General features: G+C 69.9%; 10 protein-coding genes and 1 riboswitch. Of the genes, 5 read left to right on the top strand and 5 right to left on the bottom strand.

The features are described 5' to 3' along the window. Positions 1-206: 206 nt before the first annotated feature. A complete protein-coding gene (locus OIE67_RS51525) occupies positions 207-2,297 on the top strand; it encodes a S9 family peptidase (RefSeq protein WP_326634495.1) in 2,091 nt (696 codons plus the stop codon). Beyond that, complete coding sequence (gene mgrA, locus OIE67_RS51520; protein WP_326634493.1) at positions 2,294-3,277, top strand: L-glyceraldehyde 3-phosphate reductase; 984 nt, start codon at positions 2,294-2,296, stop codon at positions 3,275-3,277. Before OIE67_RS51525 ends, mgrA begins: the two co-directional genes overlap by 4 nt. Positions 3,278-3,291: 14 nt before the next feature. Here the strand turns inward: mgrA and OIE67_RS51515 are convergent, their stop codons facing one another. Beyond that, on the bottom strand, positions 3,292-5,667 hold the full coding sequence (locus OIE67_RS51515; RefSeq protein ID WP_106241951.1) for a lysylphosphatidylglycerol synthase transmembrane domain-containing protein: 2,376 nt from the start codon (positions 5,665-5,667) through the stop codon (positions 3,292-3,294). A 216-nt stretch (positions 5,668-5,883) separates the two neighbouring features. On the opposite strand from OIE67_RS51515, the gene OIE67_RS51510 reads away from it, so the two are divergent. After that, positions 5,884-7,890, top strand: coding sequence for a molybdopterin-containing oxidoreductase family protein (locus OIE67_RS51510; RefSeq protein ID WP_326634491.1), 2,007 nt, complete (start codon positions 5,884-5,886; stop codon positions 7,888-7,890). Here the strand turns inward: OIE67_RS51510 and OIE67_RS51505 are convergent. Then, a complete protein-coding gene (locus OIE67_RS51505; RefSeq protein WP_326634489.1) occupies positions 7,877-8,800 on the bottom strand; it encodes a GNAT family N-acetyltransferase in 924 nt (307 codons plus the stop codon). The genes OIE67_RS51510 and OIE67_RS51505 overlap by 14 nt on opposite strands. A 77-nt stretch (positions 8,801-8,877) precedes the next feature. Here OIE67_RS51505 and OIE67_RS51500 point away from each other — a divergent pair, with 77 nt between their 5' ends. Then, the gene (locus OIE67_RS51500) at positions 8,878-9,327 is read left to right on the top strand and encodes a hypothetical protein (RefSeq protein WP_181307606.1); all 450 of its coding nucleotides are present in this window, start codon (positions 8,878-8,880) and stop codon (positions 9,325-9,327) included. An 8-nt stretch (positions 9,328-9,335) separates the two neighbouring features. On the opposite strand, the gene OIE67_RS51495 is transcribed toward OIE67_RS51500, so the two are convergent. The 3 genes from OIE67_RS51495 to OIE67_RS51485 form a co-directional block, all read right to left on the bottom strand. Next, the gene (locus OIE67_RS51495; protein ID WP_326634486.1) at positions 9,336-9,722 is read right to left on the bottom strand and encodes a VOC family protein; all 387 of its coding nucleotides are present in this window, start codon (positions 9,720-9,722) and stop codon (positions 9,336-9,338) included. Positions 9,723-9,753: 31 nt separating this feature from the next. Then, the gene (locus OIE67_RS51490) at positions 9,754-10,068 is read right to left on the bottom strand and encodes a DMT family transporter (RefSeq protein ID WP_106241944.1); all 315 of its coding nucleotides are present in this window, start codon (positions 10,066-10,068) and stop codon (positions 9,754-9,756) included. Positions 10,069-10,100: 32 nt separating this feature from the next. Next, positions 10,101-10,162: riboswitch (guanidine-III (ykkC-III) riboswitch) on the bottom strand. A gap of 25 nt (positions 10,163-10,187) precedes the next feature. Then, positions 10,188-10,985, bottom strand: coding sequence for a class I SAM-dependent methyltransferase (locus OIE67_RS51485; RefSeq protein ID WP_245955936.1), 798 nt, complete (start codon positions 10,983-10,985; stop codon positions 10,188-10,190). Between the two features lie 102 nt (positions 10,986-11,087). On the opposite strand from OIE67_RS51485, the gene OIE67_RS51480 reads away from it, so the two are divergent. Further along, positions 11,088-12,893, top strand: coding sequence for an acyl-CoA dehydrogenase (locus tag OIE67_RS51480; protein ID WP_326634482.1), 1,806 nt, complete (start codon positions 11,088-11,090; stop codon positions 12,891-12,893). The last annotated feature ends 10 nt before the right edge of the window (positions 12,894-12,903 follow it).

The following is a 12,903-nucleotide window of genomic DNA, read 5'->3' as shown; positions in this document are numbered from 1 at the left end:
CCGTTCTGCGAATCGATCTCCGGACCGGCGCGTCAGACGGGTTTGCCGACAAGCGTGACACAACAGACCAAAGTCACCTGAGTGAGAGAGGAGGGTTGCGCCGCACCGCGTCGGCTCCTAAAGATTAGCAGCGCTTCCGAGCCCTCGTGCCGCTTCGCCGTCTTCTCCGGCAACAGAACGATCACGACCGAACATAGACTCCCCACGTGAGCAGCAACACGCCGCCAGTGGCGAAGAAGGTTCCCACGAAGCGCATCCATCACGGCGACACCGTCATCGACGAGTACGCCTGGCTGAGCAACAAGGAAGATCCCGACACGACCGCCTATCTGGAGGCGGAGAACGATTTTCTCAAACAGCAGACCGCTCACCTCTCCGACCTCCAGGAGCAGGTGTTCCAGGAGATCAAGGGCCGCACCCAGGAGACCGACCTGTCGGTGCCGAGCCGTAAGGGCGCGTGGTGGTACTTCTCGCGCACCGAGGAGGGCAAGCAGTACGCGGTCTCCTGCCGGGTCCCGGCCGACAGCGACGCGCCCCCGAAGATCACCCCGGGCGAGCGCCTCGACCGCGAGCAGGTGATCCTCGACGGCAACGAGCTGGCCGGCGACAGCCCGTTCTTCTCGGTCGGCGCCAGCTCCGTCAGCCCCGACGGCACGATGCTGGCCTTCTCCACCGACTACAAGGGCGACGAGCGTTTCACACTCAAGTTCAAGAACCTGACGACCGGTGAGGTCCTCCCCGACGAGATCACCGACATCTTCTACGGGGGCGCCTGGTCGGCCGACGGGTCGACGTTCTTCTACACGCGGGTGGACGACGCCTGGCGCCCGTTCCAGGTCTACCGGCACGCGCTGGGCACCCAGGAGGACGTGCTCGTCTACGAGGAGTCCGACGAGCGCTACTGGGTCGGCATCGGGCTGACGCGCAGCGAGAAGTACCTGGTGCTGGGTGCGGGCAGCAAGATCACCAGCGAGGTGCGGATCCTCGACGCGAACGACCCCGCGGGCGAGTTCAGGGTGGTCCGCCCGCGGACGACGGGCGTCGAGTACGGCGTCGAGCACGCGGGCGACTTCTTCTACGTGCTGCACAACGAGAACGCCGAGAACTTCGAGCTGGCCACGGCCCCGCTCGATGACCCCGGCACCTGGACGCCGCTCATCGCGCACGGGGAGGACACCAGGCTGCTGGAGATCGACGCGTTCTCCGACCACGCCGTGGTGCACCTGCGCCGCGACGGCCTGACCGGGCTGCGCGTGCTCCCGTACGGCTCGGCCGGCGGCACCTGGCGCGAGCGGGTCGAGGCGTCGGAGCGGAACGCGTACGAGATCGACTTCCCCGAGCCGCTCTACGACGTCGGGCCGGCCGGTAACCCGGAGTTCACGACGACGCGGCTGCGGCTGGCGTACACGAGCATGATCACCCCGCCCAGCGTGTACGACTACGAGCTCGACAGCCACGAGCTGATCCTGCTCAAGCAGCGCCCGGTGCTCGGCGGCTACGACGCGGGCGACTACGAGCAGTTCCGCGAGTGGGCCACGGCCGAGGACGGCACGCGGATCCCGGTGTCGATCGTCAAGCGCAAGGACGCGGCCAAGCCCGCCCCGACCCTCCTGTACGGGTACGGCAGCTACGAGACCTCGATCGACCCCGGCTTCTCGGTCCCGAGGCTGTCGCTGCTCGACCGCGGGTTCGTCTTCGCGATCGCGCACGTGCGCGGCGGCGGTGAGATGGGCCGCCGCTGGTACGAGGAGGGCAAGCTCACCAGGAAGCGCAACACGTTCACCGATTTCGTGGACGCGGCCAGGCACATGAAGGCGTCGGGCTGGAGCGAGCGGATCATCGCGAGGGGCGGCTCCGCGGGCGGCCTGCTGATGGGCGCGGTGACGAACCTGGCTCCCGAGCTGTTCGCGGGCGTGGTGGCCGAGGTGCCGTTCGTGGACGCGCTGAACACGATCCTCGACCCGTCGCTGCCGCTCACCGTCATCGAGTGGGACGAGTGGGGCGATCCCCTGCACAACCCGGACGTGTACGCGTACATGAAGAGCTATTCGCCCTATGAGAACGTTGACGGCGGGCCGTACCCGCCGATCCTGGCGATCACGAGCCTGAACGACACGCGCGTGCTGTACCACGAGCCGGCCAAGTGGATCGCCCGGCTGCGGGCCTCCGCGAGCGGCGGGCCGTTCCTGCTGAAGACGGAGATGGGCGCCGGTCACGGCGGGCGCAGCGGGCGTTACGACGCCTGGCGGGAAGAGGCGTTCGCGCTGTCGTGGATCATCGAAAGGGGCACAGCATGACCTATCAGGCCGACGAGGGGCGTTACGAGCGCCAGCCGTACAACCGCAGCGGGCGCAGCGGGCTCAAGCTGCCCGCGGTCTCGCTGGGGTTGTGGCACAACTTCGGCGACAACCGGCCGATCGAGAACTCGCGGGCGATCCTGCGCCGCGCGTTCGACCTCGGTGTCACGCACTTCGACCTGGCCAACAACTACGGCGTGCCGTACGGCTCGGCGGAGCGGAACTTCGGCCGGATCTTCAGCGAGGACTTCGCCCCCTACCGGGACGAGCTGATCATCTCCACCAAGGCGGGCTTCGACATGTGGCCGGGCCCGTACGGTGAGTGGGGCTCGCGGAAGTACGTGCTGGCCAGCCTGGACCAGTCGCTGGGGCGCATGGGCCTCGACTACGTGGACATCTTCTACAGCCACCGTCCCGACCCGGAGACGCCGCTGGAGGAGACCATGGGGGCGCTCGACCGGGCCGTGCGCTCGGGCAAGGCCCTTTACGCCGGCATCTCCAACTACTCGGCCGAGCAGACCGCGCAGGCCGCGCGGATCATGCGGGAGCTGGGCACGCCGCTGCTGATCCACCAGCCGTCCTACTCGATGGTCAACCGGTGGGTCGAGGACGGGCTGCTGGACGCGGTGGAGGAGGCGGGCATGGGCTGCATCGCGTTCTCGCCGCTGGCGCAGGGGCTGCTGACCGACCGTTACCTCGACGGCGTTCCCGCCGACTCGCGTGCGGCGACCAGCAGGTTCCTGAACGCCGAGCAGATCGACGTGAATCTGGCGCGCGACCTCAACGAGATCGCGCGGACCCGGGGACAGACGCTGGCGCAGATGGCGCTGTCGTGGGTGCTCAGGGACTCGCGGGTGACGAGCGTGCTGATCGGCGCGAGCAGTGTCAAGCAGCTGGAGGACAACGTGGCGTGCGTGGACGGGCCCGCGTTCACGCAGGACGAGCTCCAGGCCATCGACAAGATCACCGGATCGGCGTAAGCGCGAGGCCGGGCTCAGAGGGCTTCGTGCCGCTGGAGGTAGGTGAAGGAGGCCCAGCCGGGCAGGACCGGGAGCCAGAACGTGAGCAACCGGTACAGCAGCACGGCCGAGGTGGCCAGTTCCTTCGGCACCCCGGCCAGCACCAGGCCGCCCACCAGCGCCAGTTCGACCGCGCCCAGACCACCCGGTGTGGGCGCGGCCGAGCCGATCGCGTTGGCCGTGAGGAAGACGACCGCCACGGCGGTGAAGCTGATCTCATGGCCGAAGGCGGCGATGCAGGCGTGCAGGCACAGCACGAACATCAGCGTGATCATGAGCGTGCCGACGCACGCCTCGATCATCTTGCGCGGCGACTGCAACACGTCGAGCAGCCTGGGCAGCACGTTGGAGAACAGCTTGCTCATCCGCGTGGTGAGCAGCCGGCGCAGCGGCGGGATGCCGAGCACCGCCACCACCAGCACGGCGACCGCCAGCATGACCAGGACGAGGCCGCGTGACGGCGTGAACGAGGTCGCGGTGGTGGAGCCGGTGATGTAGGCGAACAGGGCCAGCAGCGAGATGTGGAAGACGAGCATGATGAGCTGCGAGGCGCCCACGCTGGCCACCGCGCTGGCCGGCGGGATGCCGCGTTTCTGCAGGTAGCGCGTGTTGATCGCGACGCCGCCGACGGCGGCGGGCGCGACCAGCTTGACGAACGACGACGCGAACTGCACGAGCACCGTGCGCCAGAGCGGCAGGTGCTCGGGGACGAACCCGCGCAGCATGAACGCGGCGGCCACGAAGCTGGCGAAGGACGCCACCAGGGCGAGTCCCGACCAGGCCCAGTTGGCCGTGGTGACGACCTGGTAGACGTCCACCTGGCTGAGCTGGTAGAGCACGATGTAGGCGGCGATGGCGCTGGCGATGATCGTGATCAGGGTGCGTGGCCGGAACCGTTCGAGGCGGACCTCCTCGACCTTGCTCTGCGGCTTGAGCGCGACGATGTGCTCGCGGATGCCGGGCAGGACGTTCTTGGCCTTCGACAGCGCCGAGCGGGTCTCCCTGGTCAGCGCGATCTGCTGGAGCAGCGGCATGGCGGCGGCCAGCGCGTCCGGGCCCATCACGGCGGACGCGGCGCGCACGGAGCGTTCGGGGCCGACCCGCAGCGCCAGGTAGGTGAGCAGCTGGGCGACGTCGAGCCGCAGGAGCAGGTCTCCGGCGGCGACCTCGCCGCTGCGGGCGTCGGTGAGGATCACCCGGCCCGCCCCGTCGACGTGGATGCTGTCGCCGGTGAGGCGGCGGTGGGCCAGGCGCTGGATCTGCAGCAGTTCGACCTGCTCCCAGATCTGGGCGAGCAGGTCGTCGCCGATCTCCTCGTCGGGGACCTCGTCGAGCGGGCGGGTCTCGATGTGCTCGTAGGCGAGCAGCGCGGCCTCGGTGCCGATCTCGCTGGTGCCGAGCAGGCGGGGGGTGCTGGCGCCGGCCGCCTGGGCCGCGTACGCCATGAGCGCCTCGCGTTCGAGCTCGGCCCGCAGCGACCTGATCGCCCGCCGCCTGGTCTCGGAGTTGAGCCGGAAGCGGCGCCACAGCCGGTAGGGGAGCCCGGCCACCTGCCGGTCGCGGTCGAGCACGGTCACGTCGAGGCTGGAGCCGTCGCGCAGGCCGATGGCGTAGCGGCGGCTGCCCTGGTGGTCGTCCTCGATGCGGCGGGCGGAGACCGGCGAGAACGACAGCTTGCGCAGCGCGGCGACCACGGCGCTGCCGGCCGGTCTGGTGTTGGGGCTGCCGACGCCGTAGAGGGTGGCGTAGCCGATGGCCATGCCGACGAGGACGGTGACGATGGCGCTGGGGATGGTGATCTGGCGGCCGGAGAAGAAGGCCAGGATGTACAGGGCGATCGTGGTCCACATCAGCATGCGCCAGGTGGGGCGGCGGGAGATGCGGACGGCGGTGGCGTAGGCGATGACCGAGGTGAGCAGCGTGTTGAGCGGCTCCATCTCGCGCCCGCCGGTGAGCAGGACGCGCAGGTCATTGGCGTTGCCCCCGACGAGCCACTGCCCGAGCAGGAACGAGCCGGCCATGCCGACGATGGCGGCGATCAGCCCTTCGGCGACACGCAGCCCGTCGCGGTGGAAGACCCGCTCGACCGCGAAGGCGGCGGGCACGATGAGGACGGCGGCGCCGCCGAGGAAGGCGGCGATCCTGCTGAGCAGGGGGACGAGCTCCGCGCCCTCCTTGACGTCGGCCTCCAGCCCGATCAGCGTCTGCTTGGCGACCAGCGCGAGCAGGACGACGGCGGCCAGGACGAGGATCGTGGCGATGAAGCGCAGCAGGTCGGAGGGCCGGCGCAGGCGCTGGGGCAGCAGCGGCTCGACGACGTAGACGTCGTTTTCCTGGCGCGACTCAGCCACGGCTGGATCCTCCTCGGTGAGGTCCTCCGTGTTGTCTCGTTCCCTGATATCGGCCACCGAGAGAGATTCTGCCCCTTCCCGTGCCGGACCGTACGATCTCCGCCCCCCAGTGTCGTCGATCGTTCTCCAGTCGTCGCAGGGGGCAGGCTACACGCTGAAGTTCCCACCCTTCATCTCCGATTTCCCGGCGCTCCCCTGGGACGTAGGCTGTTTCTCATGCCGGGTGAATTGAGTGTTTTGGGAGCATGTCCGCTTGACTGTCCGGATACCTGCTCCTGGGTGGTCACCGTGGAGGACGGCGCGGCGGTGAAGCTGCGGGGCAACCCCGACCAGCCCTACACCAGGGGCGCGCTGTGCGTGAAGGTCAACCGTTACCTGGAGCACACCAGGGCGGACGACCGCATCCTCCATCCGATGCGCCGGGTCGGGCCGAAGGGCTCGGGACAGTTCGAGCGGATCACGTGGGAAGAGGCGCTGGACGAGATCTCCGTACGGCTGCGGGGCATCGTCGAGGAACACGGCGGCGAGGCGATCTGGCCTTATCTGGGCACCGGCTCGCTGGGCTACCTGCAAGGGTGCGAAGGCGTGGCGGGGCGGCGGTTCTGGAACATGCTGGGCGCCTCCAAGCACTGGCTCAACATCTGCTCGGCGGCCGGCAACAGCGGCCTGCGCCGGACGAACGGGACCGCGGGCGGCATGGACCCGGAGAACTTCGCGCTGTCGAAGCTCATTCTGCTCTGGGGCACCAACACCCTGACCACCGGGCACCACCTGTGGAAGTTCATCCAGGACGCGCGGGCGGACGGCGCCCACGTCGTCGCCATCGACCCGATCCGCACCAGGACCGCCGACCAGGCCGACGAGCACCTCGCGATCAGGCCGGGCACGGACGGGGCGCTCGCGCTCGGGCTGCTCAACGTCGTGCTGGCCGAGAACGCGCAGGACGAGGAGTATCTCGCCGAGCACACCGAGGGCTGGGCCGAGTTCCGCGAGGAGATCCTGCGCTACCCGGTCGAGCGGGTGGCCGAGATCACGGGGATCCCGGCCGAGGCCGTCCACAGGCTGGGGATGAGGCTCGCCCACACGCGCCCGACCGCGCTGCGCGCCACGCACGGCCTGCAGCGGCACGCCGGCGGCGGCGCGGCGCTGCGCACGATCGCCGCCATCCCCGGCGTCACCGGCGACTGGCGCCACCCCGGCGGCGGCCTGGCCTTCTCCACCAGCGACCACGTGCACCTCGACGTCGACCGGCGGGACGACCTGCTGGCCAAGCCCGTGCGCACGCTGGTGATGACCAAGCTGGCCTCCCAGCTGGAGTCGGTGAAGTGCCTGTGGGTGTACGCGGCCAACCCGGCCGGCTCCTCCCCCGACGCCAACGCGATCAGGCGCGGCCTGGCCCGCGAGGACCTGTTCACGGTGGTCATGGAGCACTTCCCGACCGACACCGTGGACTACGCCGACATCGTGCTGCCCGCGACCATGCAGACGGAGCACCACGACCTGCACGCCGGGTACGGGCACATGTACCTGCTGTGGAACGAGCAGGCCGTGCCGCCCCCGGGCGAGTGCCTGTCCACCACGGAGACGTTCCGGCGGCTGGCGGCGCACATGGGGATGACCGAGCCGTCGCTGTTCGACTCGGACCTGGAGCTGGCCGAGCAGCTGCTGAGCAGCGGGCATCCGTCGCTTGAGGGCATCACCCTGGACAGGCTGCGCAAGGAGGGCTGGATGCGGATGAGCTACCCGCGGCCCTTCACGCCGTTCGCCGAGGGCTTCCCGACGCCGTCGGGGCGGCTGCGCTTCCCTCCCCCGGGGCAGGCGTACGTGCCGTCGCACACGGCCGCCGCGGCGGGGGGCTCGCCGTACCCGCTGACGCTGATCACGCCGGCCTCGCACACGTTCCTCAACACGACCTTCGGCAACAACCCCGAGCTGCGCCGCCGGGCCAAGGACCCCGTGGTGCTGGTCAACCCGGCCGACGCGGCGGCGCGCGGGCTGGTGGACGGCCGGCGCGTGCGCGTGCACAACGACGGCGGCGAGTTCCTGGCCGACGTGGAGGTCAGCGACCGGGTGGCGGCCGGGGTGGTGGCCTCGCGGAAGGGGCACTGGCCCAAGCTAAGCCCCGGCGGCGCGGGCCCCAACGCGGTCGTGGCCGAGCGGGACGGCGACATGGGCAGGGGGCCGGCCTTCCACGACAATCTGGTCGAGATCACCCCAGTGTGAGCTTGTATCCCTCGTGGGAGGCGGTGAAGCCGAGCGAGTCGTAGAAGCGGTGCGCGCCCGTACGGGACTTGTCGGAGGTGAGCTGCACCACCGCGCACCCGCGCGCCCGCGCCCGGTCGATCGCCCACGTGATCATCTCGCGGCCGAGCCCCTGGCCGCGGGTGGAGGCGGCGACCCTGACGGCCTCGATCTGGCACCGTTCGGCGCCCAGCCGGGACAGCCCGGCCAGGTAGGTGAGCTGCATCGTCCCCACCACCTTGCCGTCCCGCTCGGCCACGATGAGCTCGTCGTGGGGGTTGGCGTCGATCCGGTCGAAGGCGGCGAGATAGCGCTCGTCGTTCGGATCGCCCTCGCGCGCGGCGCCGAGATGGTCGTCGGCCAGCATCGCCACGACGGCGGGCACGTCCTGCCTGCGGGCCTGGCGGAAGACGAGGTTCAGCACGTAGTGGGACTCCATCAGCGCGGGGTTGGACGGCAGGGCCATGATCTCACCGCTGGGGGTGAAGCCCTTGCGGGTGTAGAGGGCTCTGGCGGCGTGGTTCTCGTCCACGGCCCACAGGCCGATCCGCCCGGCTCCCGTGCCCCTGGCCCACTCCACGGCCTCGTCCACGAGCCGGGAGCCCACGCCGGCGCCTCTGGCCTCGGGGGCGACCCACATGGACAGCAGGTGCGCGCCCTGCTCCTCCAGCAGCACGCACACGAGGCCGACGTCCTGGCCGGCGCGGGTGGCCACCCACCAGCGCGACTCCGGGTTCGCCAGTCGTTCCGCCCAGGTCTCGGGCTCGAACGCGAGCTCGCGGTCGTACGAGGAGCCGAACGCGTCGGGTGAGTCGCGCAGCGCGCGTAGCCGCACCTCACGCAGCCGGGGCCCTTCGGCGGGGCCGAGCCGCACAATGTCGATGTCCTGCATGCCGGAAATCATGTCAGGGACAGCTCAGGGTCCGTCCCCGATGCCCCCAGGGTGGGACAAAAGGCAGCATTGCTGACATGAACGAAATCAGTCGACGCGATGAGGTATCGCTCTCCGGCGCCGCTCTGCGTGGCGCTCCTTGGAAGGCCGCCGCGGTCGGCGGCGGTGTCGCGGCCGCGGCCGGCTTCGGCGTGAGCCTGCTCACCGAGGGCGGCGACCCGGTGTGGGCGCTGGGGCTGGGCATCAGCCTGTTCGCCCTGATCGCCGCCATCGGCGCGGTGTCCAAGCCGGAGGTGGGCGACCGGGTCACCCGCCAGGCCCGGCTCTGGTCGCTGCAGCATCCGTGGCGCTTCTCGCTCCTGCCCGCCGCCATCGTGGCCGTACTCGACTACCCGGTGCAGCTCGTCCTGGACGGCGACGGGGTCTTCGGCTCGGCCTGGGACGCCGCGTGGCACGGCGCGCTCGTCTACCTGATCTCCGCCGTCCTGACGCTCACGATGCAGGGACGCGCGCGATCGAGCCGGTGAGCCCCGGCTCAGCCGGCGGTGGCCTCCCGCTCCGCCTGGCTCCTGCAGACGCAGAACTCGTTGCCCTCGGGGTCGAGCATGGTGACCCAGCCGGTGCCGTCCGGCTTGCGCAGGTCGTCGAAGATCGTCGCGCCCAGCTCGACCAGCCGCTCGACCTCCTGGTCACGAGTCCTGCCCTCGGTCGCGTTGACGTCGAGGTGCAGCCGGTTCTTGACCGTCTTGCCCTCGGGGACGCGGATGAACAGCACGAACGGGTCCTGCTTCGTGCGCAGCATGATTTCGTCGTCGCCGGGCTTGTCACCCTCGCCCAGAGGCAGCCCGGTGGCCTTGCTCCACCAGGTGGCGATCTCGTACGGGTCGTGGGCGTCGATGGTGACGGCATGAATTTCGATCACGCCGCCACCCAACCCGACACCACCGAAGACGTCAAGCCAGTGTTCGCAGGCCGATGACCCCGGCCAGGATCAGGGCGATGGAGACGAGCCGGGGCCACGACACCTCGTCGCCCATGGCGATCATGCCCAGGATCGCGGTGCCCGCCGCGCCGACGCCGGTCCAGACCGCGTAGGCGGTGCCGACCTCCAGCGTCCTGAGCGCGTACGAGAGCAGGCCGAAGCTGAGCACGGCGGTGAGCAGGAACGACAGCGTCCACCACAGATGGGTGAAGCCGCTGCTGAGCTTGAGTGACAGGGCCATGGCGACCTCGAAGACGCCGGCCAGCACCAGGATGATCCACGCCATGATGACGAACCCCTCCGGAACGAGACTGACTCGGTGCGTCGTCTTCGCTTTCCGGGTACGGCGCGTCTCGTCCGGGAGCCGATCGCGGCTCATCTAAGCCAACGGCGCCCGCACGGGGGTCATTCCCACCAGATCGTGACCCAGCGGTCGCGCGGCAACGGCCACATGCCCAGCTCGGCCGCCGTCTGCCCCACCTCCTCGGCCCTGGACGGATCGAGGCAGACCCGCCTGACAGCGCTGGCTGCCAGCTCGTCAAGTGAGCTGAAACGTTCCAGCGGAGCCTCCCTCTCCTCCACCCGCACCGCGAACCCGAGCGCCGCGACCAGCGCCACGCAGTCTTCCGCGATAGGCCGCACGGGCCGGTCGACGCCGTGGAAGTGCTGCCAGAGCGGCGTCATCCAGCTCATGGGGTGGCGGTGCGGCAGCTCCAGCACCACCCGCCCATGGGTGCGGGCGTCGAGCGCGCGCAGGAAGCCGGCCAGGTCGGGCACGTTGTAGACCACGTGCGCGGCCACCGTGACGTCGGCCGTCGGCACCTGGTCGGCGACGTCCGGCCAGCGGCCGTGGACCGTCGTGACGGGCACGCCCAGCTTCTCCGCCCTGGCCGCCAGCCCCTCCAGCATGGAGGCGGAGCTGTCGACCGCGTAGAGGTGGCCGATGCGCTTGTGCAGCGGCAGCGAGGCGGCGCCGGGCCCCGATCCCACGTCGAGCAGGGTGCCGTGGTCGGGCAGGGCCTCGGACAGGCGCGTCATGGTGGGGCCGTCGTCGGGCTCGGCCAGCGCCCTGTCGGTACGGGTGCCGAACCTCTCAGGCGAATGACTCCACGGGTCCACCGGAGCCTTGGCCAGGATCTCGTCCGGAATCGCCCAGGATTCGAGTCGCTCTCGCCACCTGGCGGCGAGTTCTTCGGCGTCCATGGAGACGAGCATGCCATGCATGGCGCGGGTTACCCGCGGGTAGCATTTCAGAGTAAGGTTACCCGCCAGTACAGATGTCTCGGTTCAAGGAGATCGACGCCCATGGGCCACTACAAGAGCAACCTGCGTGACCTGGAATTCAACCTCTTCGAGGTCTTCGGGAGAAGCGAGATCCTCGGCACGGGGCCGTTCGCGGAAGTGGACGAGGACGTCGCCCGCAGCGTCCTGGACGAGATGAACCGCCTGGCGACCGGCGTGCTGGCCGACTCCTTCGAGGAGGGCGACCGGCATCCGCCCGTGTTCGACCCGGCCACCGCGTCCGTGACCGTTCCCCCCGGCTTCAAGAAGTCGTACAAAGCGCTGATCGACGGCGGCTGGGCGCACCAGGACCTGCCCGCCGACCTGGGCGGCCCTGGCATCCCCAGGACGCTCGCCTGGGCCACCGCCGAGATGGTGCTGGGCGCCAACCCCGCGCTCTACATGTACGCGGCCGGCCCCAACTTCGCCTACACCCTGTGGCAGGTGGGCACGCCCGAGCAGAAGCGCTTCGCCGAACTGGCCATCGAGCGCAACTGGGGCGCCACCATGGTGCTCACCGAGCCGGACGCCGGCTCCGACGTGGGCGCCGGGCGCGCGAAGGCGGTGCGGCAGCCCGACGGCACCTGGCACATCGAGGGCGTCAAGCGCTTCATCACCAGCGGCGAGCACGACCTGACGGAGAACATCTTCCACCTCGTGCTGGCCCGCCCCGAGGGCCACGGCCCCGGCACCAAGGGCCTGTCGATGTTCCTGGTGCCGAAGTACCACGTGGACCTGGAGACCGGCGAGCTGGGCGAGCGCAACGGCGTCTACGTCACCAACGTCGAGAAGAAGATGGGCCTGAAGGTCTCCACGACCTGCGAGCTGACCTTCGGCGACAGGCACCCGGCCGTCGGCTGGCTGGTCGGCGAGGTGCACGAGGGCATCAAGCAGATGTTCATGGTGATCGAGCACGCCCGCATGATGGTCGGCACCAAGGCCATCGCCACGCTGTCCACCGGCTACCTGAACGCCCTGGAGTACGCCAAGTCCCGCAAGCAGGGCGCCGACCTGGCCAAGATGGCCGACAAGAGCTCGCCCAGGGTGAGCATCACCCACCACCCGGACGTGCGGCGCGAGCTCATGCTGCAGAAGACGTACGCGGAGGGAATGCGCGCCCTGGTGCTCTACACGGCCACGTACCAGGACACGCTGCTCATCGACCCCGCCGACCGGCACGCCCACGCGATGAACGACCTGCTGCTGCCCATCGTCAAGGGCGTGGGCTCCGAGCGGTCGTACGAGCTGCTCTCCCGCTCCCTGCAGACCCTGGGCGGCTCCGGCTACCTGCAGGACTACCCGATCGAGCAGTACATCCGCGACGCCAAGATCGACTCCCTGTACGAGGGCACGACCGCGATCCAGGGCCAGGACCTGTTCTTCAGGAAGATCCTGCGCAACCAGGGCGCGGCGGTGGGCGCGCTGCTGAGCGAGATCACCGAGTTCGCCGGCTCCGACGCGGGCAACGGCCGGCTCAAGGAGGAGCGCAAGCTGCTCCTTGAGGCCGCCGCCGAGGTCAAGGCGATGGGCGACACCATGGCGGGCTGGGCGCTCGGCTCGCTGGACAAGCCCGAGGAGATCTACAAGGTCGGCCTGAACACCACCCGGCTGCTGCTCGCGCTGGGCGACCTGATCATCGGCTGGCTGCTGCTGCGTCAGGCCGAGGTGGCGCTGGCCAGGCTGGCCGCGGGCGAGGACCCGTTCTACCTCGGCAAGGTCGCGGGCGCCTCCTTCTTCGCCAAGACCGTGCTGCCCCGGCTGTCCGCCGAGCGGCGCGTGCTCGACTCCACCGGGCAGGAGCTCATGGAGCTGCCGGAAGAGGCCTTCTAGGCCCCCTCCC

Origin of the sequence: Nonomuraea fuscirosea (assembly GCF_035917475.1) — a bacterium.
In the GTDB taxonomy this organism is placed as follows: domain Bacteria; phylum Actinomycetota; class Actinomycetes; order Streptosporangiales; family Streptosporangiaceae; genus Nonomuraea; species Nonomuraea fuscirosea.
Note: the sequence above shows the minus strand (reverse complement) of the source record. Positions and strands in the feature narration are given on the sequence as shown.